Annotated in this window: 17 protein-coding genes and 2 pseudogenes; 10 read left to right on the forward strand and 9 right to left on the reverse strand. The window is 54.6% G+C overall.

Going from position 1 to position 23,742, the window contains the following annotated elements; all coding sequences use genetic code 11:
• Positions 1 to 35: 35 nt before the first annotated feature.
• Positions 36 to 1,328: an MFS transporter gene (locus HB779_RS16465; protein WP_188343356.1), complete on the forward strand. Its 1,293-nt coding sequence runs from the start codon at positions 36 to 38 to the stop codon at positions 1,326 to 1,328.
• A gap of 16 nt (positions 1,329 to 1,344) precedes the next feature.
• Here HB779_RS16465 and HB779_RS16470 read toward each other — a convergent pair whose 3' ends face one another.
• On the reverse strand, positions 1,345 to 2,034 hold the full coding sequence (locus tag HB779_RS16470; RefSeq protein WP_188343357.1) for a GntR family transcriptional regulator: 690 nt from the start codon (positions 2,032 to 2,034) through the stop codon (positions 1,345 to 1,347).
• 315 nt (positions 2,035 to 2,349) lie between these two features.
• Here HB779_RS16470 and HB779_RS16475 point away from each other — a divergent pair, with 315 nt between their 5' ends.
• Both HB779_RS16475 and HB779_RS16480 read left to right on the forward strand, forming a co-directional pair.
• Positions 2,350 to 3,363 carry a TRAP transporter substrate-binding protein gene (locus HB779_RS16475; protein ID WP_188343358.1) on the forward strand — a complete coding sequence of 338 codons (1,014 nt, stop codon included), beginning with the start codon at positions 2,350 to 2,352 and terminating at the stop codon, positions 3,361 to 3,363.
• 8 nt (positions 3,364 to 3,371) lie between these two features.
• Complete coding sequence (locus HB779_RS16480; RefSeq protein WP_188343359.1) at positions 3,372 to 5,249, forward strand: TRAP transporter large permease subunit; 1,878 nt, start codon at positions 3,372 to 3,374, stop codon at positions 5,247 to 5,249.
• Positions 5,250 to 5,338: 89 nt separating this feature from the next.
• Here HB779_RS16480 and HB779_RS16485 read toward each other — a convergent pair whose 3' ends face one another.
• Positions 5,339 to 6,271, reverse strand: coding sequence for a LysR family transcriptional regulator (locus HB779_RS16485; RefSeq protein WP_188343360.1), 933 nt, complete (start codon positions 6,269 to 6,271; stop codon positions 5,339 to 5,341).
• Positions 6,272 to 6,720: 449 nt separating this feature from the next.
• Here HB779_RS16485 and HB779_RS16490 point away from each other — a divergent pair, with 449 nt between their 5' ends.
• Complete coding sequence (locus HB779_RS16490) at positions 6,721 to 7,665, forward strand: hypothetical protein (RefSeq protein WP_188343361.1); 945 nt, start codon at positions 6,721 to 6,723, stop codon at positions 7,663 to 7,665.
• 55 nt (positions 7,666 to 7,720) lie between these two features.
• On the opposite strand, the gene HB779_RS16495 is transcribed toward HB779_RS16490, so the two are convergent.
• Together HB779_RS16495 and HB779_RS16500 are read right to left on the reverse strand one after the other, a co-directional pair.
• Entirely contained in the window at positions 7,721 to 9,097 is a 1,377-nt protein-coding gene (locus tag HB779_RS16495; RefSeq protein ID WP_188343362.1) for an aminotransferase, read from the reverse strand.
• A 310-nt stretch (positions 9,098 to 9,407) separates the two neighbouring features.
• Positions 9,408 to 10,322 carry a GntR family transcriptional regulator gene (locus HB779_RS16500; protein ID WP_210302597.1) on the reverse strand — a complete coding sequence of 305 codons (915 nt, stop codon included), beginning with the start codon at positions 10,320 to 10,322 and terminating at the stop codon, positions 9,408 to 9,410.
• Positions 10,323 to 10,612: 290 nt separating this feature from the next.
• Between HB779_RS16500 and HB779_RS16505 the strand changes: the two genes are divergently transcribed.
• From HB779_RS16505 to HB779_RS16520, 4 genes and pseudogenes are all read left to right on the forward strand, one after another.
• Entirely contained in the window at positions 10,613 to 11,233 is a 621-nt protein-coding gene (locus HB779_RS16505; RefSeq protein ID WP_244642396.1) for a hypothetical protein, read from the forward strand.
• A gap of 173 nt (positions 11,234 to 11,406) precedes the next feature.
• Positions 11,407 to 11,760 carry a hypothetical protein gene (locus tag HB779_RS16510; RefSeq protein WP_188343364.1) on the forward strand — a complete coding sequence of 118 codons (354 nt, stop codon included), beginning with the start codon at positions 11,407 to 11,409 and terminating at the stop codon, positions 11,758 to 11,760.
• Positions 11,761 to 11,854: 94 nt separating this feature from the next.
• On the forward strand, positions 11,855 to 13,648 hold the full coding sequence (locus HB779_RS16515) for a chloride channel protein (RefSeq protein WP_188343365.1): 1,794 nt from the start codon (positions 11,855 to 11,857) through the stop codon (positions 13,646 to 13,648).
• A gap of 147 nt (positions 13,649 to 13,795) precedes the next feature.
• Positions 13,796 to 15,594, forward strand: a pseudogene (locus tag HB779_RS16520) (GGDEF domain-containing protein).
• Here HB779_RS16520 and HB779_RS16525 read toward each other — a convergent pair.
• Positions 15,595 to 16,454 (reverse strand): annotated as a pseudogene (locus HB779_RS16525) (LysR family transcriptional regulator).
• Between the two features lie 93 nt (positions 16,455 to 16,547).
• Here HB779_RS16525 and HB779_RS16530 point away from each other — a divergent pair.
• Entirely contained in the window at positions 16,548 to 17,582 is a 1,035-nt protein-coding gene (locus tag HB779_RS16530) for a bile acid:sodium symporter family protein (RefSeq protein WP_188343366.1), read from the forward strand.
• Here the strand turns inward: HB779_RS16530 and HB779_RS25620 are convergent.
• The 3 genes from HB779_RS25620 to HB779_RS16540 form a co-directional block, all read right to left on the reverse strand.
• Positions 17,579 to 17,845 carry a hypothetical protein gene (locus tag HB779_RS25620; protein WP_256440608.1) on the reverse strand — a complete coding sequence of 89 codons (267 nt, stop codon included), beginning with the start codon at positions 17,843 to 17,845 and terminating at the stop codon, positions 17,579 to 17,581. The two genes, HB779_RS16530 and HB779_RS25620, sit on opposite strands and share 4 nt — an antisense overlap.
• Positions 17,833 to 18,729 (reverse strand): C4-dicarboxylate ABC transporter, encoded by an 897-nt coding sequence (locus tag HB779_RS16535; RefSeq protein WP_256440609.1) that lies wholly within the window; start codon positions 18,727 to 18,729, stop codon positions 17,833 to 17,835. Before HB779_RS16535 ends, HB779_RS25620 begins: the two co-directional genes overlap by 13 nt.
• A 105-nt stretch (positions 18,730 to 18,834) precedes the next feature.
• A complete protein-coding gene (locus tag HB779_RS16540) occupies positions 18,835 to 19,719 on the reverse strand; it encodes a LysR family transcriptional regulator (RefSeq protein ID WP_188343367.1) in 885 nt (294 codons plus the stop codon).
• 172 nt (positions 19,720 to 19,891) lie between these two features.
• On the opposite strand from HB779_RS16540, the gene HB779_RS16545 reads away from it, so the two are divergent.
• The gene (locus HB779_RS16545; RefSeq protein WP_244642397.1) at positions 19,892 to 22,246 is read left to right on the forward strand and encodes a bifunctional diguanylate cyclase/phosphodiesterase; all 2,355 of its coding nucleotides are present in this window, start codon (positions 19,892 to 19,894) and stop codon (positions 22,244 to 22,246) included.
• A gap of 105 nt (positions 22,247 to 22,351) precedes the next feature.
• On the opposite strand, the gene HB779_RS16550 is transcribed toward HB779_RS16545, so the two are convergent.
• Complete coding sequence (locus HB779_RS16550) at positions 22,352 to 23,731, reverse strand: virulence factor family protein (protein WP_188343369.1); 1,380 nt, start codon at positions 23,729 to 23,731, stop codon at positions 22,352 to 22,354.
• Between the last annotated feature and the right edge of the window lie 11 nt (positions 23,732 to 23,742).

The raw sequence follows: 23,742 nt of genomic DNA on the forward strand, positions 1-23,742 counted from the left end.
CAGACCACGAAGACATTGGGGCTGGGGAGGCAAACATGTCATTGAATGAAACGGTAGATCCCTACCGGAAAATAAGCCTGCGCATCATTCCATTCATGATGGTGCTCTATCTCGTTGCGTTCCTTGATCGCGTCAATATCAGCTTCGCAGCTCTGACCATGAATGATGATGTCGGTTTTACACCCTATGTCTATGGCTGGGGTGCGGGCATATTCTTTCTTGGCTATTTCCTCTTCGAAGTTCCCAGCAATGTCATCCTCGAAAAGGTCGGCGCGCGGCTGTGGATCGCCCGCATCATGATCACATGGGGGCTTGTGTCGGCCGCTATGGCATTTGTGCAGGGGCCGTGGAGCTTCTTCATCCTGCGGTTTTTGCTGGGTGTCGCCGAAGCGGGCTTCCTCCCCGGTATGATCCTTTATCTCACCTACTGGTTTCCAGCGGCACAGCGGGCAAAGTTCATCGGCTTGTTCATGGCGGCCGTGCCGCTGGCCAGCGCGGTAGGCGCCCCGCTTTCCAGTCTGATCATCGGCATCAATGACATCTGGGGTTTGAAAGGCTGGCAATGGCTGTTCATCATCGAAGGCATACCGTCCTGCCTTCTGGGTCTGGCCGTGTTGCGCCTCTTGCCCAATGGCCCGGCACAGGCACCGTGGCTGACCTTGACGGAACGCCGGATTGTGCAGGAAAAACTTGAAGAGGATCGCCAGCTCAATCCCGGACGAACCCAGCACCGGCTTTGGCCCGCGCTTACTGACCGCCGCGTCCTGCTTTTGGGACTTGTCTATTTCGGTATCGTCATCGGGCTTTATGGTATTGGCCTATGGCTGCCGCAGATGATCAAGGCTATGGGCTTTTCCAACACGCAAGTCGGGTTCATCACGGCACTGCCCTATATCGCGAGCGCAATCGCCATGCTGCTCTGGGGGCGGCACAGCGACAAACACGGTGAACGTGTCTGGCATGTGGCAATTGCAGCGGCGGTCAGCGCCATCGGTTTCATCGGCAGCGTCTACCTGCAATCCAACCTGATCGCCTTGTTTTGCCTCGGCGTGGCTTCCATCGGCATTTATGCGAGCCTTGGACCGTTCTGGGCCATGCCCTCGGTTTTCCTTCAGGGGACGGCAGCCGCTGGTGGTATTGCCTTGATCAACTCCGTTGGCAATCTCGGTGGATTTGTCGGGCCCTATCTCGTCGGCTGGATCAAACAAAGCACCGGAAGTTTCCAGCTCGGCATGGGCGTGCTCGCCTTCTGCCTCGCGGCTGCGGCTGTGATTGTGCTGATCTTGGGCCGCGAACTAAAATCCAGCAGGCACGATTCCGTGCACTGAAAGCCGTCCGGATCAGTTACTCGAACAGATCCGGATGGTTTCGTTCGATCTCGGGCAAAGCGCGCAGTATCTCGGTAAGATGGTAGCGAATGGCTGCTTCCGCGCCGTCGGGATCACGAGCGTCTATGGCATTAATGATTGCCTGATGCTGTTCGATCAGCAACTGCATGGCAGCGGCATTGAGCAGCGTCAGCTGACACGCGCGGTCCATATGCGCCTTGAGGTTGCCGACGACTGTCCAGGCCATCGGACAGCCTGCCCCCTCCGCCAAGGCAATATGAAACTGCTCATCAAATTTTTGAAAAGCTAGGTGGTCGGTTTTTGCCGCAGCGCGGGCCTGCGATTCCAGCGCTTCGTCAATCTTCTCGCGGCTTGCCGGAGCAAACTGTTCGCAAGCCCGGCGCACAACCGCACTCTCGATAACCTCGCGCAGAAAGCGGGCTTCCCGCATTTTTGGAATAGAAATCTTGACGACTATAGTGCCGCGCTGTGGAAGCACTTCAACGAATTGTTGTTTGCTGAGAGCTATCAAAGCTTCACGCACAGGCTGGCGCGACACGCCATAACGCTCGGCAATCTCGGCCTCGGATAACCGGACGCCCGGTTGTAATTCAAGCGAAACAATAGCCCTGAGCAGCTCTTTTTCAAGCCGGTGCGCCGTTGAACCACCGCGGCTGAGATCGATTGTCAAATTAGCTTCTCCCATCCACTTGCATTGCAACGATTACCATATCATACTACCATACTAGTATATGCCAAGCCAGTTGGGGTCAAGCGACGGCATGTTTGCGTACCATGACAGAGTGCCAAAAACACCCGGCACATCAATGGTGTCGCACATGAATCCGGCTGAACCAAGCAAAGCTTTCGCATGACTGAACAGCACGGCGATCAGGTTGAGGAGTCCTGCCGCCGTGTTTCAAACCGCTCATGTTTTGGGCGGCACCAAGGGGATAATGCCGGCAGCCCGGCATTATGAACAATCAGGGCCACGCGAAGTGGTCCGTGTGGAGGAGATACTATGAAGGATATTTGCCTGACACGCCGCGCATTTGGCCTTGGTCTTGCCGGTGCCGGTACATTTGCCATTATCAGCCGTGCGACAAAAGCCGAAGCCGCCCCTATTACCCTGCGCATGTCCTCGTCCCTGCCGGCCGATCCCAATTCGGCCCACTGGCTCTGGTATGACCGCTTTCAGAGTGGCTTGAAAAGCAAGCTCGGCGATGCCGTCGAGATCAAATATTTTCCGGATAATCAGCTTGGAAAGGAAGCCGACATTGTCGGACAGGTCAAGCTTGGCATTGTCGACATGATGATATCGGGCTCTTCAATATGGGGAACACTGGCGCCTGAAATCGGCGTACTTGACCTCGGTTATCTCTTCAATTCCATGGATGCAGCCGGTCCAGTGCTGGATGGCAGCGCTGGCAAGGTGCTGAACGGTATTTTTGCCGACAAGATCGGCGTTGAAGTCGTCAGTTGGGCCTATAGCTTGGGCGGCCGCAATGTAACAGCCCGCACTCCAGCCAATACGCCGGAACTGCTCAAAGGACAAAAGATCCGTGTGCTTCCGGTTGCCAATTTCGTGGCAACCTTGAAGGCAATGGGTGCGTCGCCGACCCCGATGTCCCTTGGTGAAGTCTATACTGCGCTTCAGACCGGCGTGATCGACGGACTGGAGCATGATGCACCAACTGTCCTTGCACTCAAATGCTACGAAGTGGCCAAGCACATTTCGCTGACACAACATATCTGTAACCCGCAGACAATTGTTATCGGCAAGCGCGCGCTGTCGAAAGTCCCGGCAGAACATCTGCCAGCATTCCGCGAGGCGGCCGCAGAAGCATCGACATTCCAGCGCAGCAAGGCCAACGAGATCGAAGCCAGTGCGCTTGCCAAATTGCGCAGCAATGGTGTGACAACGCACGAGGTCGATCGTACGGCGTTCAAACAGCTGGTCACGCCGCTATGGAGCGAGTTTGCCAAGGCCTATCCAAGCACCAAGCCTGTGCTTGACGCCATTACCAAGGCTTGAGGTCAGTCATGTCCGTCGAGGCTGCACTACCCACCGCTCACGCGCCAGCCGTAAGGGGCGCGCCGTTTGTCGGCGCTCTCTTGCGAATTGTCGAGATTTTCGCTGCCATCGCCCTGGCGGCCGATCTTCTCCTGGTCGTAACAGCTGTTCTTTGGCGATTTGTCTTTAACGACACCATTCTCTGGGCCGATGAAGTTGCCCGGATGCTGCTGATCACGTTAGCGTTCCTTGGCGGTGCGGCAGCTGTTGCCAAGGGCAATCACGTCGGCATCCGCATTCTGCGCGACAAACTGCAACCGCATCAGGCATCGCGTGTGGAAGCTGCGGGCCTGTGGATCGAGCTCGGAGTGACACTGGCTGTTGCTGTTTTCACAATTCAATATTGCGAGTCCGCATCGACACAGGTGACATCAACTGGCCTGCCGCAAAATCTCTTCATGTACCCGCTGATTGTCGGCGGCTTCGGTATGGCAATCTTTACCGCCGCGCGGCTTCTCGCCTATCGCACGGCCGATATAGCGGCTGGTTTGGCGGGGCTGCTTGTTCTGATTGGTGTTGTGGCCATCTGGAGCACGCTGGTGCCTTCCTTCGCCCCCAGCCCTTTGACACTCATGCTGGTCGGGTTCGCAATTTGCCTATCGAGCGGCATACCGATTGCCTTCTCGCTCTGCGTTGGTGCCCTGCTCTATATCTGGGGTGACGGTTTCATTCCCTTTGCTGTCTTTGCCCAGCAGGCATCGAGCGGCATCGACAATTTCGTACTGCTCGCCGTGCCATTCTTCGTGCTGACCGGTCTCGCCATGGAAGTGAACGGCATGTCCGTCCGGCTGATTGAACTGTTGCGCCGCGGCGTCGGCCAACGCAAAGGCGGACTGAACATCGTCACCATTTTAAGCATGGTGCTGTTCTCCGGCATTTCAGGCTCGAAATTGGCTGATGTGACGGCGGTTGGCACCGTCATGATCCCGGCGATGCGCCGCTCGGGCCACGATCCATCTGAAGGTGTTGCCTTGCTGGCGGCAAGTGCCGTTATGGCGGAAACCATCCCGCCTTGCATCAACCTGATTATCCTGGGCTATGTCGCCAACCTGTCCATCGGCGGCTTGTTCGCAGCCGGCATTTATCCGGCAGCCCTGATGGCCGGCGCTCTGATCCTTGGCGTCATCATCTTTTCCAAAAAAGCACCACCTGCTCCGGTCGAAACCTCCGGGCGAAGCCTGAAAAACCTGCTCTGGAGCAGTGCAGTCAGCCTCGGTGTCATCGTTATCATCTTTGGCGGCTATCGCTCCGGCTTTGCCACGGCAACGGAAATCGGCGCTTTTGCTGTCGCTTATGCCTTGCTGGTTGGTAAGCTCGTGTTCCGGGAATTGACATGGCGTAGCACGGTGACGCTGTTCGTGCGCTCGGCCACATTGGCCGGTATGATCCTGTTCGTGGTGGCAGCGTCGCAGACCGTCGCCTTCTCGCTGACTATCGATCAGGTACCGCATATGTTGGCGGAAGCCATGATCAATCTCAGCCACGGCGCAGGAGCTTGGGCGTTTATCATCGCATCGATACTGATCCTGATCATCATGGGTGCCGCATTGGAAGGCGCTCCCGCACTGATCATCTTCGGGCCCCTGCTCATTCCGGTCGCGCAGAGTTTTGGCATCCATCCGCTGCATTATGGCATTGTCCTGATCGTGGCGATGGGACTTGGCCTGTTCGCGCCACCGCTTGGGCTTGGACTTTATACAAGCTGTGCAGTCGGCGGGGTATCACTGGAGGCAACCGTACGGCCTATCGCCAAATATCTGGCGATCCTGTTCGTATGCCTCCTGCTGATTGCCTTCATCCCGGAGATCACACTGTCGCTGCCCCGCTATATGGGCTTCGTCCACTAATCCCATGGAAGCCATCATAAAATGCCGGGCCTTGTGTCCGGCATTCTTTATTGCGGCCGGAAAACCAGAACAAAGTACAATCCCAAATCTCAGGCAGCTGTTTCGCTGATTGCATCGGGGCCCAAAATTGTTTCCTCAGGCGAATAAAAAGCAAAACTTGAACATGCCCTCCGGAACGCTTCCGCCACTTCCGCAGCCGAAGGCTTTATGTCCGCATCACCGCGCAAAAGATAGAGCATGCGCGACAGTGACGGCGTGAGTGGTCGCGACGCGCACCCACCCACGGCAGTTGGCAAGACAAGCTCCGGCAGGATCGCAACGCCGACACCCGAGCGGACCATGGAAAACAATGTTTCCTTCTCCCGCACGCGAACGATCACATCGATATCGATACCTGAACTTTTGAGGATTGCATCGGCGTGCGGTCCGCATCCAATTGCCGGCATGACAAATCGCGCCCCTTGGAGGTCCGCCAGCGAAATAGCCTCTTGCGCAATCAGCACATGCTCTTCCGGCAACAGCAAACGCAATTTGTCTTCCATGAAATGCTCAGCATGCAAATGGTCGCTGACTCCGCCAATACCGAAGTCAATCAGGTCATTTTTCACCCATTCATGCACTTCCTGATCCGTTCCCTCCCAAATATCGAGCCTTATATCCGGGAAATTACGGCGCAGATCACGCAACGCCGCTGGCGCTATCCGCGATGAGATGCTGGCAACAATACCAGCCCGGACAGTTCCGCAAACATTTTTATCGTGTCCAAGTTTGCGCAGACGCTCAATGGCTTGCAGAACATTCCGCGCCTCTTCGATAACCTTTACGCCTATCGTTGTCAGCTCGACATTGCCCCGCTGCCGCTCGATCAACGGTGAACCTACGGCAAGCTCCAGACCACGGATGGCGTGGCTGACGGCCGATTGACTGACACCGATCCGGTCAGCACCGCGCGAGAAACCGCGCTCTTCTACAATAGCAATCAAAGCCCTCAGCATGGTCAGGTTGATATGAATCTTGCTCATTGTGCGTGTCCAGAATTTTCATTTTACATGTTTCGACCGCCTATCTATCAGCTCGACTTGTTTCCGGGCAAGACAATTTTGCGCTATAGTCTTGTAAAATGCAAAAGTATGATAAAACCGCATGGCGCTCTGGCTTAAAATTCTAAGCTATATGCAACGCCTGAGTCCGTTGAACACATATGCAAGGGAGAACCCATGTTGAAGCACTTGCCGACGAAATATGTTTGTACGGCTTTGGCGATGAACGGCAGCCGGCAATGACAACGAAGAAGGCGGAACTCCTCAAAGCTAAATGAAAATCTTCAAATTTTCCGGCGGCGCGCAAAACTCGCCGGCGGAGCAAAACGCACCCGAACGAGCGGATGCAATCAGCACTGGCGGATTGACAGACAAAATGCCAAATATTGCGTCCACGGCGGTTGCACACTCCCGATATCAGGCAGGACATTATGTGGAACTTCAGCATTGGCCGTTCACTCGGCCTCATGGTGCAAACCGCACCCTTCATTGCATTCAGAATGATGATTTATTTCGGCATGGCTCTCGCCTATGTCCTCGTCACCGGTACCGGTGCCGGGATTGGCTGGGGAATAGGTGGAATTGGTGACGAAGAATTTCGCGCCAGTTCTACCTTCATCGGTGGCCTGTCAGGTTTTTGCCTGACCGCCGGTGTGCTCTATCTCTTGCGCGAATACGTGCTTTACATTGTCAAAGCCGGACACATTGCCGTTCTCGTTGAACTGATCGACGGCAGGCCATTACCGGACAATAAAGGGCAAATCGCCTATGCGAAGGAGATCGTTTCCAGCCGGTTTGCCGAGGCGAGTATTCTGTTTGCTGTTGATCAGTTGATCAAAGGTGTTCTGGCGGCGATTACGGGACTGGTGCAGGGCATAACATCCTTTCTGCCCATTCCCGGGCTTGACTCGCTCATGTCGCTGATCCGTGCATTCCTGCGCATTGCCGTTGGTTTCATTGACGAAGTCATCCTCGGTTATACCCTGCGCACGCGCAGCGATAACGCATGGGAAACCGCGCAAAAGGCATTGGTTCTGTATGCCCAGAACAGCGGAACGATGCTCAAGAACGCAGCCTTTGTGACGATCATTGTCTATATTCTGTCAATCGCCGTTTTCATTCTGATGCTGACACCAGCAGCGGCTGTTGTTTACTGGATACCGGGCGGATGGTCGTCAGGCGGCTTCATCTTCGCACTGGTTTTTGCCTGGGCGGTGAAGGCTTCCTTGATCGAACCTTTTGCCATTGCCTGCATGCTGCAGGCATATTTCCGCACGATCGAAGGACAGTCGCCCGATCCGCAATGGGAAGCGCGGCTATCGCAAATCTCTAGCAAGTTCAAAAAACTCGGCGACTATGCGGGCCTGTCCACTTGATAACCCGAGCGATAAAGCCGCCACGCCCTGAATAAGGCGTGGCGGCAAGGATCAGTCAGGCAGCGTGTTTGCAGATTCCTGAGTGAACATCGTCCAGAATGCGTTGGAGAACATCGAGCAAAGCTTCGATCTGTTCCTGTGTCGAAATGAACGGCGGCGCCAGTACAACAGAAGCACCCAGAGGCCGAATGATAAAGCCAAGATCGCGGGCGGCCTTGGCAATCCGGTCGCCAACCCGATACTCAGCCGCATGGGCTGTTTTGGTTTTTTTGTCGGCCACCATTTCGAGCGCGCCCATCAAACCAACGCCACGCGCTTCCCCCACCATCGGATGTTCGGCCAGCTTACGCAGACCCGCCTGGAAAAGCGGGCCCACCTTGCGGATATTATCCAGTACGCCCTCTTCGGTGATAATGCGGATCGCTTCAAGCGAGATGGCACAGCCAACCGGATGACCACCCGTCGTGTAGCCATGCGGAAACTCTTCCCACATTTCGCTGGCGGCGGTTGCCCGCTTATCGATATCAGCCGACAGCATCACTGCCCCCATGGGGAAATAGCCCGCTGACATACTCTTGGACGCCACAATAATTGCAGGTTCCAATCCGACGGTTTGCGAGCCCCATAAATTGCCGCTCCGGCCAAAGCCGCAAATGACCTCGTCAGCCACAAGCGGAATGCCATATCGCTTCAACACAGGCTGAATCATGCGGAAATAGCCATGGGGAGGCACGATCACCCCACCGGCCCCCATAATGGGCTCGGCAAACATACCGGCAATGGTCTCCGGACCCTCTGCTATGATTTGCTGTTCCAATCTGCTTGCAAGGCGGGCTGAATATTCCTCATCGCTCTCGCCTGGAAGTGCATTGCGCCAGCTATGCGGGCAATCGAGCGTGACGATCTCCGCACTCGGCAGGCCAAAGGCGCGATTATAGTCCTTGGCCGTCAGCGCCGCCGCCATAACCGTCGCACCATGATAAGCATTCTTGCGCGTCAGCAGCTTGCGCCGTTGCGGCTGCCCCTCCGCTGCCCACATCATCCATAGTAGCTTGATTGCGGATTCATTGGCATCAGAACCTGAATTGGTGAAAAATACCCGGCTCATCGGCACAGGCGCCAAGGCAATCATGCGCTCCGCCAGAGCAACCGTCGGTTTGGAGTTTCGTCCAAAGAAGGTGTGGTACCCGGGAAACTCCGCATATTGGCGGGCAGCAACCTCGGCAAGTCGTGTTTCGGAAAAGCCCAGCGTCATGTTCCAAAGCCCGGAATTTCCCTCGAAATAGCGCTTGCCTGCCGTATCAACGATATAGGCACCCTCGCCTTTCTCGACGATGGCGGGCCCATCCTCGCGCAATGAGGCAAGGTCAGAGAATGTATGAAAGAAGCTGCCGACTTCCCGGCGTTCCCAAGATTGAACGGTTGTATCCATGTGTCCCTCCCAAAGGCACCGACGTGCTTATCACATCGCCCACATTCAGCGTCCACATATTGCGTTTTGTCAATATAAAATACTTTACCTACATAGAACAAGAAAGGTTGGGGCATTAAACAGCAGCAAAACCATCTCGCCGCCATCTTTGAAAAAGCGGTTTAAATAGCCGGCATTTGGAATATTTGCGAGAATTTTATAAATATACCCGCATGCCGCGCTGCCAAAGGCATCGCAGCATCGCATGAAAAGATTGCATTATGATATATTCAAACTCAAAACCGACAGAATGGGAAAGCGCCAGCTGCGGTTAATCTTCATCCATTGACAGGTGAACGCCACCAGACCGGACCCGTTCGAGATCCTCATCAATATATTTGAACGTTTCATCCCGCGACACCTGCAGGTGCAGCCGCATCAACGCCGCCGCCATCTGGCGCTCCCCACGCAGCAAGGCAGCTATGATGTTCCGGTGCTCAGTCAACGATTCGCGAACACGATCAAGCCGCGAAAACCCGATATATTCATTGACGCGCCGGATATTGTTCTGCCGTTCAATGGCATCGACAAGGTGGGTCGAGCGTGCGCCCAGTGCAATAAGCCGGTGGAATTTGGCATCCAGATCGAACAGGCGGCGCTGGTCAAGCTTCTCTATATTTTTGATTGTGTTGACATGATCGCGATCGAGCGCTTCAAAGGCCTCCGCATCGATGAAATAAGGGTCGGCCAGAATGGTTGCAGGCTCCAGAATCTGGCGGAAATTATAGCCATTTTCGAGGGCCACCGCGCTGACATCCGAGAATATCCAGCCGTGCCCCACAGAGGGTTCCACCAATTGGTCGCGCATCAACCGGCGCAGGGTGGACATGAGAATGCCATGCGGAACCGCATATTTCTGCATCAATGCCCGTTCGCTGATGACGCTCTTGAGATTACCCAGCGCCATGTCGCGCATCACACGCTCGTCAAGCAGTTCGTCCTTGTCAGCGTCCGCTTCGAGAACGTCAGCGCTCGCATCCGCCAGTCGAAATCCACGGTGTTGCTCGTAGCTGACCACACCTTCATTCTGCAATTGCCAAAGCACTTTGCGAACGGGCGTACGTGAAATCCCCAATGCATCCGCAATTTCGGCCTCGTTGACCCTGTCGCCAACATGCAAATCTTCCCCAAAGCGTCTTTGCAACTGGTCGCGAATTCTTGTCTGAAGCGGTGTGTGTTTGGTCAAGTTACGGTCCCCATCTTCTTTTGATTGCATTTTTCTTTATCAAAGAACCTTTATCAATCCTTAAGTGGCTGTTTTTAACATAAAAGTATATTTTTTCACGTCAGCGGTGAAACGGCGGATTGTTGAGGATGTCGCAGACCATGCCAGCCCGCGATCGCCCCACTCCTCATATTGGGCTTGTCAAATCACGTTGGATGGCCATGCCACGAAGCTTAGCTAGACATTTTTGAAGAATCCGATAGCTGTCTGGGTTAGCCGGAACACCAAATTGCTAAACTGAGGAGCCAGCCATGGCGCTACGCCCATTCGCATCATTGATCGTTGTCGCCATGATGGCTCTGACATTTGCCGCAACTCCCGCTTGGAGTGCTGCCACAACGGAAACCATTGCCTTCATCCGGCATGGCGAGAAGCCAGAGAAAGGCCTTGGACAGCTCAATTGCCAGGGATTGAACCGTGCGTTGGCGCTGCCGTCGGTGATCGCCAAGACATTGGGCAGGCCCGACTTCATCTTCGCTCCCAATCCTTCGGATCAGAAAAAGGACGATGGTAAGCGCTACGACTACATTCGTCCGCTGGCGACTGTCGAACCTACGGCAATATCGTTCGGCTTGCCGGTCAATGTCAGCATCGGCGTGTCTGATGCTGATGATCTTGCCAAAGCTCTGACCAAGACGCCTCTCCGCAATGCGCGTGTTCTGGTCGCGTGGGAGCACAAGAAGATCGACAACATCGTCAGCGATCTGCTGACCACCAATGGCGGCAACAGCGCGCAGGTGCCGAAGTGGGACGGAGATGATTTTGACAGCATCTATATCGTGACGATCACCAGAAATGGTGATGTGGCCAAAGCGGCGTTCGAAATCAAACATCAGGGCCTGAACGGTCAGTCGCAGACCTGTCCGCATTAACCCAAGGCAGCGCAAGTCACATGTCTGTATTGAAAGGCGAATAAACGCGCCGGACATGATTTTTTGCCGCGACAGGATTCCCAGTTGTTCTTGGAAACTATTATAAATAGTTTGATAGCGGGCTGACTGATTTGTAACGGCAAATATTCTGTTTGTTGTGTGTCGGGGGTAACATGATTTTCTGTGATTCAGCAGGGCCGATATATTCGCCGCAGGACGTGGCGATCATGCGTCAGGCCTATGCCGAAGCATTTCGCATGCTGGATCTAGGACCGCGGTCCAAGGTATATTCGGAAGAGATTGCCGGGATAATTCTTCAGATTTTCACCTCGGGCGTCTCTGACGTCCAGAAACTAGCGCAACTTTCTGTTGATCGCGCCGTTCGCAAAAACTTTGAACTGCGGCTTACAATCGATGCCGCACGCGCGCATCAGTTACGCCGGGAGCAAGCGGAGGCTGCCGCTGCCAAGGCTCTGCTCAAGCCAGTGGCATGGAAGCCGCACCGTCCGGGTTACACGCGAAACTAGCACTCCTGACATTTTACGCGTCCCAGTTTTTTGACGTGTTCATGGGTTCAGTATAAACCTGCCGAGGCAGACGCCTTCATCCTTGCAGTCAAAAATGTTCCGTAAATTCAACATCCGCCGTCTCGGTGTTCTATCCATTTTTCTGGCACCAAGCCGTCTCAGGGCTTTCGCGCGCGGTAACGAGCTTGGGCTTGTTCTGGCCGCCGCCGTGATTGGCGTTGTCTCGGGTGTCGTGGTAACCGGGATGAGCCTGATTACCCAGGAAATGCATCAGCTGATTTTCAAAATCGCCGATGGCGAACGGCTGAGTTCCATGAGCACGATGGATCAGGTGGTGGTCTTTACCGCCCCGCTCGCGGGCGGCGTCCTGCTCGGCATCGTCGCCCTTATATTGGCGCGCTGGCGAAAGCGGCCGATGGTCGATCCGATCGAGGCCAATGCACTGCATGGCGGGCGGCTTTCGCTCAACGATAGTCTCATCGTGGCGGGTCAGAACATTATTTCCAATGGTTTTGGCGCATCCGTCGGTCTGGAAGCCGGCTATACACAGCTGGCGTCAGGTCTCGCATCCAAACTTGGCCTATCCCTGCAATTGCGCCGGGCGGAGCTGCGTATATTGATTGGCTGCGGCGCTGCAGGAGCGATTGCCGCTGCATTCAATGCGCCGTTGACTGGCTCGTTCTATGCGTTCGAGCTGATCATCGGGTCCTATACCATCGTCAGTCTGGCACCTGTTGTCGTCTCTGCACTAATCTCTACCATGGTTGCACGCGCCTTGGTCGGCAGTGATTTCACGATCGACGTGGGTAATTTTGGCACCGTCGTGACTGCCGACTACGTACCAGCCCTATTGCTCGGGATATTGTGTGCCGGAGCAGGCATCCTGCTGATGAAGGGCGTTTCGTTCGTTGAAGAGCTTACACGCAAAAGCTCGGTGCCTCCCTCCATACGGCCTATCATAGGCGGCGCCGTTGTCGGTGGTTTGGCACTGATCTCGCCGCAAGTTCTCTCTGGCGGTCATGGTGCTTTGCATCTCAATCTCGATCATACGGCAACGATAGCGTCCCTCCTTGGAATACTCCTGCTCAAATCAACAGCGTCTGCTGTTTCCATCGGCTCGGGGTTTCGCGGCGGCTTGTTCTTCGCCTCACTGTTCATGGGCGCATTGCTTGGCAAGATTTTCGCCTATTCAGCCCCATTCATTTTTGCGCATGCAACACTTACCCCAGTTATCTACGCTGTCGTCGGCATGAGTTCGCTGGCGGTTGCAGTCATTGGCGGCCCGCTCACCATGACGTTTCTTGCTTTGGAAATAACCGGAGACTTTCCCATCACGGCGCTGGTACTGGCAGCCGTTATCACCGCTTCCCTTACAGTGCGAAATACATTTGGCTATTCCTTCGCGACATGGCGTTTCCATCTGCGCGGTGAAAGTATCCGTAGTGCCCATGATGTGGGTTGGATCCGCAATCTGACGGTTGACCGGCTCATGCGCCGCGATGTGCGCACAGCGTCCATCCACATGAGCATCGCCGATTTCAGGCATGACTTTCCGCTTGGTTCCACACAGCGCGTCGTTGTGCTGGATGATACAGAGAAATATGCGGGCATCGTTCTCGTGCCGGAGGTGCATTCCGAAATCGTTGATCCAACGATACAAGATCAGGGTATCAGCGGCCTTTTGAAATATCCGGGCGATTTCCTGCACCCACAGATGAATGCCAAACAGGCTATGGCAATTTTCGACAAAACGGAAAGTGAAGCGCTGGCCGTGGTCGATAACCTCATCGAGCGCAAAGTTGTAGGCCTGCTCACTGAAAGCCATACATTGCGCCGCTACAGTGAAGAGTTGGACCAGCGACGGAGGGAAATATCGGGTGAACTTTGAACGAACGGGTCCGCAAAAACAACTGACTACACGCACCAATTGCGTGACTATCTCAAACTTCATAAAACTGTCATCTGGCAGAAACGGAATATTCAAAGGTAATGGCAAAATATCCGGCGGCAATTCGCATTCATGCCGGAGTTCCTCATGTCATTCCAACCCGCCGAAATGCTGGTTTTACGTCGATTTGGTGACGATCAGCTCGTGACACTCGCCAAGCTCGCCATCGAAACCGCATTCCAGCCCATTGTCGAGGCAGCAACCGGGGCGACATTTGGTTATGAATCGCTGATGCGGGGTTTCGACCGGCTGGGATTTGGCTCACCCCCGAGCTTCTGGACAAGGCCCACGACGTTGGTCAGCTCGCCGAGCTGGAACAGATGATCAACAACCGGGCCTTTGCGGGCTTTTCCGTCCTGCCCGGCTTTGCCCACCGGATGCTTTTCATCAACATTGATGCACGCCTGATCAGTCTTGGCAGTGATTTTATCGAACGTCTGGCCTTCAATCTGACCAAAGCCAACATACGCCCCTCCTCGATCTGCTTCGAACTTTCCGAGCGTTTTGACAATACCAAGGACCCTGCCTTTGCCGCGCTGATCAAAAAATTGCGCCATACGGGATTCAAGCTTGCTATTGATGATTTCGGCGTCGGCTTCAACGGCCTGAAGCTCCTGTGCGACTATCCGACGGATTACGTCAAAGTCGACCGGCATTTCATCTCCGCACTTGATGCAAGCCCGCGCAAACGTCACATCGTCAAACAGATCGTGCAAATGGCGCACATGCTTGGCGCGCGCGTCATCGCTGAAGGCGTGGAAACGGAAGCCGAGTTTATCATATGCCGGGATCTCGGCTGCGACCTTGTCCAAGGCTATTACATTGCCCGCCCGACAACCAATGCCGGAGAACTGCAGGACGCCTATCCGCATCTCGAACATGCAGGAACAGGCCGCAGACAAACGACGACACTCGACAGCATCCTGATCCGCGCGCAGGTGCAGCGCCTGCCCGCCGTGCGCGAGAATGACGATCTCGACAATGTCTTTGAGCTCTTTCGCAAGAACCCGCAACAGAGCTTTTTCCCGGTTTTAAGCGCCAATGACGAGCCTCGCGGGGTCCTGCACGAATATCACGTCAAAGCGATGATCTATCATCCCTTCGGGCGGGATTTGCTCAAGAACCGGATATACCAGCGCGGCATATCTCACTTCGTCACCGGAACACCAATAGCTGACCTTGATACGCCAGCCGAACAAATGCTGAAGATCTTTGCCGGGATCGACGGCAGCGATTGTGTGATCCTGACAGAAAACCTGCGTTATGCCGGGGTTTTATCCGCTTCATCGCTGCTGAAAATTATCAACGAAAAACAGCTCAAGACTGCGCAGGATCAGAACCCGTTGACCGGCCTTCCCGGCAACCGGTCCATTCGCGACTATGTTCAGGATGCGATGCGGGACGGTTCATCCGCACGTTTCTTCTGCTATTGCGATTTCGACAATTTCAAACCGTTCAATGACAATTATGGATTTCAGAAAGGCGATCTGGCTATTGGTCTTTTTGCCTCCCTGCTCCGGCACCATTTTGTTGGCGAAGATAAATTCCTCGGTCATGTTGGCGGAGACGATTTTTTCATTGGCGTTACGGGTGGCAGCCGCGCCGATATTGAAGAACGCTTGACCGTGCTGCTCAACGATTTCCAGAGCAATGTGCTTGATCTTTATACACCGGAGGACCGCGCCGCCGGGGCCATTCGCGCCCACGACCGTTCCGGCGGTGAACGCCACTTTCCCTTGATGCGCTGCAGCATCGCCGTTCTCGAAATCGACGAGGGCAATATGCATGCGGACGTCAACAAGGTCAGCGCCAATATTGCCACGATCAAGGCGACGGCTAAAGCCAACCCAACCGGGCTGGTGTTCAGCGGATTGAAAGAGATTTGATCAACCCGTTGACGGGAAATTCCTGACATTGGACAGGATTTCCTTGGACAGTGCGGAAATCAGTTCCTGGTCTGCGCCCTTGCGCGGCACCAGAACAAATTCAACATCCTCGAGCTGGGGGAGCCGTCCCGCAGGAATTTCCAGCAATCCGGCAGGCACCATGCTTCGTGGCTGAACCAGCACACCCATGCCTGCCCGTGCAGCGGCGATCAGACCGCTGAGGCTGCTGCAGGTGCATACGATCCGCCATGGTATCTGGTGTTTCTCCAGGGTTTCCAGCGCGACGCGGCGGGTGATGCTTGGTGGCGGGAAAGCGATCAAGGGCAACGCCTTGTGTTTTCCGGTAATACGCCCGGGATCGCGCGCCAGCCAGACCAGAGGCTCGCGATAAACAAGCTCGCCGCGCGCATCCCCAAGCCTGCGCTTGGCCAGAACCAGATCGATTTCGCCGCGATCCTGCATTTCATAGAGAACGCCACTCAGCGCAACAGTCAATTCGAGATCAACCGAAGGGTGCGCGCGGCCAAAATCCTCAAGCACATCCGGTAGGCGGCTTGTGACAAAATCCTCCGATACACCGAGACGCAAGTGCCCGCGCAAACTATTCTCGGCAAACAGCGCCTGAACCTCGCCATTGATCGTCAGCATGGTACGCGCATGGGCGAGAAGCGCCTCCCCTCGGCGGTCAGGGAAAGCCGGTGGGTATCCCGTTGAACCAGGCTACGCCCCAGTTGGGCTTCAAGCCGCTGGATGTGCTGGCTGACCGTCGATTGGCCAAGGCCAAGCTTTTTCGCCGCCAGCGAAAAGCTGCCCATTTGTTCAAGAGCGACGAAACTGCGCAATTGCATCAGGTCTAGCATATGTCATCCTGAAACATGATAAGTGTTATTTCTTGCATCCTGTATCATGATAGATGATGTTACGGCAAATCTATCGTTCTGGAATGAATAGCCATGTCCCGTTTTCTACCTGACAATTTCACCCTGATGCTCGTTGCAACCGTGGTGTTTGCCTCGTTCTTTCCCGTAGGCGGTGACGCCGCTGATTATTTCGGCATGGCAACAAAGGTGGCGATCGGTCTGCTGTTTTTCCTGCATGGCGCACGTTTGTCGCGGGATGTGGTGATTGCTGGTTTCCTGCATTGGAAATTACACCTCACCATCCTTGCGGCCACGTTCGTCCTGTTCCCCATTCTCGGACTCGGTGCAGGCTTCCTCGTTCCTGCCATTCTCCCACCGGCTTTTTATACGGGCATCCTGTTTCTCTGTGTCCTGCCATCAACCGTGCAGTCATCCATCGCGTTCACTTCGATCGCCGGGGGCAATGTTCCGGCAGCAATCTGTTCAGCTTCAGCATCCAACATTTTCGGCATGTTCCTGACACCGCTGCTCGCAGGATTGCTGTTCTCTGCCAGCGGGCACGCCAGTTTCTCGCTTGACGCATTGCAATCCATCCTGCTGCAATTGCTCGCCCCCTTCATTTTGGGCCAGGTTTTACAGCCATGGATCGGTGATTTTATCCGCAGCAAGAAGAAGATCCTGATGCCGGTCGATCGCGGTTCGATCCTGATGGTTGTCTATCTGGCCTTCAGCGATTCCGTGAATGAAGGTTTGTGGCGCACCACATCGCTGCGTGATCTCGCCGTTGTTATCGCCGTCAACATCGTCCTGCTCGCACTGGTATTGGTCATCACGATGTTTGGCAGTCGCTGGGCCGGTTTTTCCCGCGAAGACGAGATTGCCATTACTTTCTGTGGTTCAAAGAAGAGCCTCGCCAGCGGCGTACCAATCGCCACGGTGATCTTTGCCGGGCAAAATATCGGCAGTATCGTTTTGCCGCTGATGCTGTTTCATCAGATACAGCTGATGGCCTGCGCTGTTATCGCCAAAAGATATGCGGATGCCAATGCCAGAAACAAGGCTGCCGCAGCTCAGATTGAAACGTCACCGGCCACCAAAAGTAAGACAGCAGCTGAAGTGACAGGTTAACCTGCCCGTACTATGAGGCTTGGATCGGCAAAGACATATCCAAGCCAGATACCGCGAACAGTGCGGGCAGCCACTATGAGCCATATCGCGGCCAAGGCCAGAACCAGCACATTCGCGAATAGCGCAAGGCTGGTCACGGGAAAAATGTGGCTCAAACGCAGGGTGGCGACGGCATAAACGCCCAATGGGAACGTATACCCCCACCAGCCAAGATTGAATGGCACACCATTGCGAAAATACCGGATCGTGATCATGGTGGCCATGGCGAGCCACCACAGACCATATCCCCACAAAGAATACCGGCGAGCAGGCTCGCTCCTGAGATCGCATTGGCCAACAGGCCCAGCCCGTGCTCTGTGAGAACATCAGTTGCATTGGCGCTCAAGACAAACATCCCAAGCGCACCGGTTCCAATCGGTCCCAGAGCCAGCCAGCTCGACGCAGCCATGCTGGCTGTTGGCAGTTTGTGGAGGATCAGACGCAGGAACAGCACGACAAGAATGCCCATAGCCAGCGGCACCGACAAAGCCCACAGAACATAACTCGCCAGCAGCACCGTAAGCTGGCTGGGTGTATCCGCGATATGCGGCAATAATAGCCCGCCACTGACAGCAGCCACCTCTGCGGCCACGACAGGCAGAAGCCATACGGAGGTCATCTGCTCCATGGAGTGCGATTGCCGTGTGAACATGAGGAAAGGCACGGCAAGACCCAAACCAACGGCCAACGCTACATCAATCCACCAAAGGCCAGAGGCGATAGCAATGGCGGCGTTTCCAAAATGGGGAATACCGAAAATCAGAAATCCGTTGAGGATGGTCGCCAATCCCATGGGAATGCAGCCAAAAAACATCGACATAACCGGGTGTTCGAATACCAGTTTTGCTTCGTGCGGGTATGCCAGCCATCTTACGGCATAGATCACGCTGCACGCGGAAAAGAACACGATATTCAGCGCCCACAGCGCCTCGCCAGCCGTGAATATCATGAGATGTTCAGGAAACTGCCCAAGAGCAACGGACACAATACCGGTGCCCATTGTTGCCGCAAACCAGTTAGGGGTGAATTGGCGAATAATGTTGCGACTAGTTTTGCTTTGGATTGTTGTGCGGGGAACGGACCGGCTGGACGTATCGAGCGTCGTCATGATTTGATCTCTATATGGTTGTTGAGATCACACTAGCAAAACCCTACTCATCATCTCCAACGCATAAATAATGTTAAACCATTCGACAAAATCGAATGATTTAATTCAAGCACGCTCACTAACCAGCGAAACAAAAGCTTCCGCCGCCTTGCTGTAATACCGCTCACGGTGATGCAACAGATGAAACGGGCGCGCGGCAGCAGGATAAGTAACTTCCCGCAGGAGCTTGGCACGCAATCGCGATGACGCGACGCTGCGGGAAATGAGCGTTGCACCGACCCCCGCTTCAACAGCACCGATCACCGCTTCGTTGCCAGGCAATACCATTGCAACGTCGAGCATCGACACATCCATGCCAACAGATGCAAGCAAATGTTCAAACGCCGAGCGCGTACCGGACCCCTTCTCGCGCAGAACCCATGCAACATTGGTAAAGTCTTTGGGTTCGACAACCCGGTGAACGGCCCATGGCTGCCCGGCTCCAACGATAATGACCATATCATCCGCTGCGATGATTTTGCTGGTCATCAGCGGGTGTTCGACATTGCCTTCCACCAGCCCGATCTCTGTCGCTCCGGCTTCGACGGCGGTGGCAACCTGCTCCGTGTTACCGATATGAATATCCAGCGCGATACCGGGATAACGCTTTCGATAGGCGGCCAGTCTTTCCGGCAGCCAATATCCCGCGATGGTCTGGCTTGCCATGATGGAGAGTTCACCGCGCATCAATCCTACGAGATCCGCCAGCGCCGTTTCGGCTGCCTTTGCCCGCGCGACAACGGCCTGAGCTTCCTTCAGAAAGACCTTCCCGGTCTGGTTCAAAACAATGGAGCGCCCTATCCGGTCAAAGAGTGCTACCCCATGTCTGGTTTCCAGCGCTGTTACCGCGGCACTAACTGCCGATTGCGTCATGTTGAGAGCCGTGGCAGCTTGCGTAATATGATTACGTTCGGCAACGGCGATAAAGATACGTAACTGATCAAGCGTCATGTCGAGTCTCTGAAAACTTGCCTACCGGTGTAGCCACACCACCTTATACACATTGCAGATTGCGTTTTTCGCCACATTAACGGCACCGCAATGAATATCCGTTACAACGAAGCTTTTAAGTTTATTCATTCATATTTTGAGACCGATAATGTTGGAAATTTATAATCACATCGTGAGCAACCACGATTTAGGTTCGCTTTTCATTGCAGTCATGATCTGTGTGGTTGCCTCCCTTGCTGCCATCAAGATTTTTTATCAGATTAAGCTCGCCGGCGAACAAGCGCGCCGGCTGCGATTACTCATAACCACCATTTCGGGTGGTTTGGGTGTCTGGGCGACCCATTTCATTACCGTTCTGATGTATGGGAACGACAATCTCAATGAATACGGAACCTCGCGGCTGCTTATTTCCATGGCGGCGGCGATTTTTCTGGTGGGTATCGGAATGGCCGCTTCATTACCCGCACGCGGACTGCGCTCTGTATTTTTGGGCGGAGGCATTATCGGCGCCAGTGTGGCTGCAATGCACTACACCGGCATTACCCGTCTCGATGCTCAAGACCAGCCTGCGCGGGATGCGTTATTGATAGCCGTTTCACTGGTGGTTGGCGTCGGTTTCGGTGCAATGGTTTATTGCATGACATCAGTGCGCTGGAAACGCGCCAACTTTTTGATTGGCGTCTCATTGCTTGTCGCGGTTGTCGCCAGCCACCGCCTTATAGCGATGGGAGCACCTGCTATACTTTCGCCTTCCGCTCTGTCGGTGCTGAACAGTGTGGTGCCCCCGGCGGCGGTTATCATGACTGTCATGCTGCTCAGCCTGTTCATCCTCACCGTTGCGATTCTCAGTCTATGGTCTGACCTGCGCAACCGGCGTCAGGAAAATCTTGAAATCGAGCGGATGAGAGGCTTGGCTAATGTAGCGACTGAGGGATTGGTGATTTGTGATGGTACCAACATCCTGACCGCAAATGACAGCTTCCTCGTTTTGAGCGGGCATGAAGGCAGTCCGTACAGCGATATCCGCATTGACCAGATTTTCAAAGACCCTGTACACAGCGAGGACTTTGCCCAGAACCATGCAGGGATTTTTGAAACACTCCTGCTTCCGCGCGAGGGCTGCCCCATTCCAGTCGAGATTGTCCTGAAAACCATCGACTTTGTAGGGCACAGCAGCAAAGCTATTGCGGTGCGGGATTTGCGGGATCGCGATACGGCCGCAGCGAGCATTCATCACCTTGCTCACCACGACGCACTGACCGGCCTCCCCAATCGCCGCAGCTTCACCAACAAACTCCGTCAGGACATCGCAGCACTCGACATTGAGTCAGGCCATTGTCTTGCCCTGCTATATCTCGATCTTGATCGTTTCAAGGAAGTGAACGATCTTTTCGGACATGCGGCGGGTGACACAATGCTGCAAAAGATTGCCAAACATGCCGGCAGCGTCCTCAGCAACAATCAGATGCTGGCGCGTTTGGGCGGCGATGAATTCGCGATCATTGCTCCTGATCTGATTGATCCAATGGCTGCCAGTCTTGTTGCCCAGAACGTCATAGATTTGCTGCAGACTGAGAATGAGACTGCAGACAGTGGCGGCTTCATTTCCATGAGTATCGGTATAGCTATCTATCCCAATGACGCCACAAGTGAAGAGGCACTGCTTGTGCATGCAGACACCGCCCTCCACCGCGCCAAGACGGAAGGGCGTGGCGGTTACCGCTTTTTCGAGGCAGCCATGGGAGCAGCGGCAAACGAGCGCCGGAAGATTGAACACGAACTTCGGCATGCCATTGCCAAGCGTCAGTTAAGCCTGGTTTACCAGCCGCAGAAAGCGTTGAGCGATGGTGAGATTGTTGGCTTCGAAGCGCTTTTGCGTTGGCATCATCCGGATCGGGGAGAAATCTCGCCTGCCCTATTCATTCCTATTGCCGAAGAGAACGGCAGTATCGGGCAGATCGGGGAGTGGGTCTTGCGCCAAGCCTGTTTGACAGCTGCCGCATGGAAAAAGCCGTTGATCATCGCGGTCAATGTTTCTGCAGTCCAGCTTCGCGACCCGACATTTGCCGGTAATGTGCAAAACATCCTGATGGAAACGGGCTTACCCCCGGCGCATCTCGAACTGGAGATTACCGAAACGGCCCTGATAAAAGACCGCGCCAGCGCGTTGCAGACACTTCGCAAACTGAAGGCACTTGGTGTTAAAATCGCAATGGATGATTTTGGAACAGGGTACTCATCCCTTTCCAATCTTCGTTCTTTTCCCTTCGACAAAATCAAGATCGATAAATCCTTCGTCAAATCCGTTAATAAGAACAAGCAATCTGCGACTATCGTGAAGGCGGTGATTGGCCTCGGAAATGGTCTCGGCTTACCGGTGTTGGCGGAAGGCATCGAAACCCGGGAAGAGATGGAATTCCTCACACGGGAGCTTTGTCAGGGCGGACAGGGCAATTATCTGGGGCGGCCAGCCAGAATTGAGCAGTTCAACCTTGAAACCGGCTCTTCCAAGACAACTGGTCACTGACCGGAGTTTGCGTGATTGCTCTTGCAATTGAACACGCGTGCACTGGGCACGAAAAAGGCCGCCATGTTTACCGTGGCGACCATATTCCTTCACAGCGCTACCCCGTTACGGCGCTTGGCGAGCGGCAATTGCTTCCATCAACTTGGCGGCAAGGGTGTCATACTTTTCATCATAGTGATGATCGCCCTGCAGCAGGATCTTCTGCACCGTGCTGAGCGAAGGATCCGTGCAGGCGGTGTCATCTTCTTCAGAACCATACACGCACAGCACTTTTTCCGGCGGCAGCTTGGCAACAGCTGGCGCAACCTCATTATCGCCGCCCATGCCAAGCCATGAGCCAACTGATACCTGGAACGGCGTTGTTTCTTCGGTACCGATCAAACCAACCATCGTGATGCGTTTTTGCAGATGGTCCGGGATAAAGGGCCAGGCAAACGGAATGGTGTTTGCACCGAATGAATAACCCAGAAGAACCACCGGCAGCTTGCTTGTCGGATCGGCCTTCTTGATGATGCGGCCGATATCCTTGGCGATATCTTCAGGTTGGCGGACCGACCAGAAATAGCGCAGGGAATCAACACCCACAACATGAACGCCTTCCTTGGCGATGATGTCACCCACCGACTTGTCGATGTCCCGCCAGCCGCCGTCACCAGAGAAGAAAACGGCCAGATATTTTGCCGGGCCATTGCTGCTTGGAATATCTGTGATCGGCAAGGAATCCGCCGATGCATCCTCCTTGGCAATTTCGAGCGCTGCGTCCACGGCGATCTGCATGCGTTCCGGCTTGGTCGCCGCAAACTTTTCCTGCGCCTTGAAGTAGCCGGCCGTTGCCGGGCCAGAGGGTGCCGGATCAGGCTTTTCACGTACAATGGTCGCGGGGTTCGGCAAATCAGCATCGTAGGAATAGCTGAAACCTTGTCCTTCTACCGGCTCGAAATCCGCCCCTTCACAGGAAGGCAATTTGGTATTGAGCGCGACCGATGGATCAAGGGCAACCGCGCCGGCAAGAGTAGCCGCCGGAGAGTTGGCAATGGAGGCGTAGGACATGACACCGCCCTCGCCGATTCCGATCACAACAGGATGCATATAGGTATCGAGAGAGATCATACGCTGAGCTTCCTTGGCAATACCCTCGAGATCAGAGACGAAATAGGTGCATTCGCCTGTATCCTGATTGAGTTCCTTGCGCCATTTTTCCAGGTCAACAGTCAGAACGAGGAAACCGCGGTCGAGCAGCAGCTTTGAAAGAGCCTCGTCATCAGCGGCAATACCGCCCTTCTGCGACACGAGAATGGCAAGAGCCGTCGGCTTTCCCTTTGGCTGCAACAGCGGCACATTGCTGAGACGCTCTGATGTCACCAGAATACGTCCTGATGTTCCGAAACCGAATCCGGGCAGATAATAGGCGGTGGCGGAAAGGATAATGCTGAGGATGAGAAGGGCAGCAATCAGATACAGATACGGCCTGCGCAGGAATTTCATCGTTTAAAGAC

Source organism: Phyllobacterium sp. 628 (genome assembly GCF_014189505.1).
GTDB lineage: Bacteria > Pseudomonadota > Alphaproteobacteria > Rhizobiales > Rhizobiaceae > Phyllobacterium.

Bases quoted from the DNA above. Each gene is read 5' to 3' on its own strand.
- HB779_RS16465 (WP_188343356.1), top strand. From the start codon at position 36: ATGTCATTGAATGAAACGGTAGATCCCTACCGGAAAATAAGCCTGCGC.
- HB779_RS16470 (WP_188343357.1), bottom strand. From the start codon at position 2,034: ATGGGAGAAGCTAATTTGACAATCGATCTCAGCCGCGGTGGTTCAACG.
- HB779_RS16475 (WP_188343358.1), top strand. From the start codon at position 2,350: ATGAAGGATATTTGCCTGACACGCCGCGCATTTGGCCTTGGTCTTGCC.
- HB779_RS16480 (WP_188343359.1), top strand. From the start codon at position 3,372: ATGTCCGTCGAGGCTGCACTACCCACCGCTCACGCGCCAGCCGTAAGG.
- HB779_RS16485 (WP_188343360.1), bottom strand. From the start codon at position 6,271: ATGAGCAAGATTCATATCAACCTGACCATGCTGAGGGCTTTGATTGCT.
- HB779_RS16490 (WP_188343361.1), top strand. From the start codon at position 6,721: ATGTGGAACTTCAGCATTGGCCGTTCACTCGGCCTCATGGTGCAAACC.
- HB779_RS16495 (WP_188343362.1), bottom strand. From the start codon at position 9,097: ATGGATACAACCGTTCAATCTTGGGAACGCCGGGAAGTCGGCAGCTTC.
- HB779_RS16505 (WP_244642396.1), top strand. From the start codon at position 10,613: ATGGCGCTACGCCCATTCGCATCATTGATCGTTGTCGCCATGATGGCT.
- HB779_RS16510 (WP_188343364.1), top strand. From the start codon at position 11,407: ATGATTTTCTGTGATTCAGCAGGGCCGATATATTCGCCGCAGGACGTG.
- HB779_RS16515 (WP_188343365.1), top strand. From the start codon at position 11,855: ATGTTCCGTAAATTCAACATCCGCCGTCTCGGTGTTCTATCCATTTTT.
- HB779_RS16530 (WP_188343366.1), top strand. From the start codon at position 16,548: ATGTCCCGTTTTCTACCTGACAATTTCACCCTGATGCTCGTTGCAACC.
- HB779_RS25620 (WP_256440608.1), bottom strand. From the start codon at position 17,845: ATGGCCACCATGATCACGATCCGGTATTTTCGCAATGGTGTGCCATTC.
- HB779_RS16535 (WP_256440609.1), bottom strand. From the start codon at position 18,729: ATGACGACGCTCGATACGTCCAGCCGGTCCGTTCCCCGCACAACAATC.
- HB779_RS16540 (WP_188343367.1), bottom strand. From the start codon at position 19,719: ATGACGCTTGATCAGTTACGTATCTTTATCGCCGTTGCCGAACGTAAT.
- HB779_RS16550 (WP_188343369.1), bottom strand. From the start codon at position 23,731: ATGAAATTCCTGCGCAGGCCGTATCTGTATCTGATTGCTGCCCTTCTC.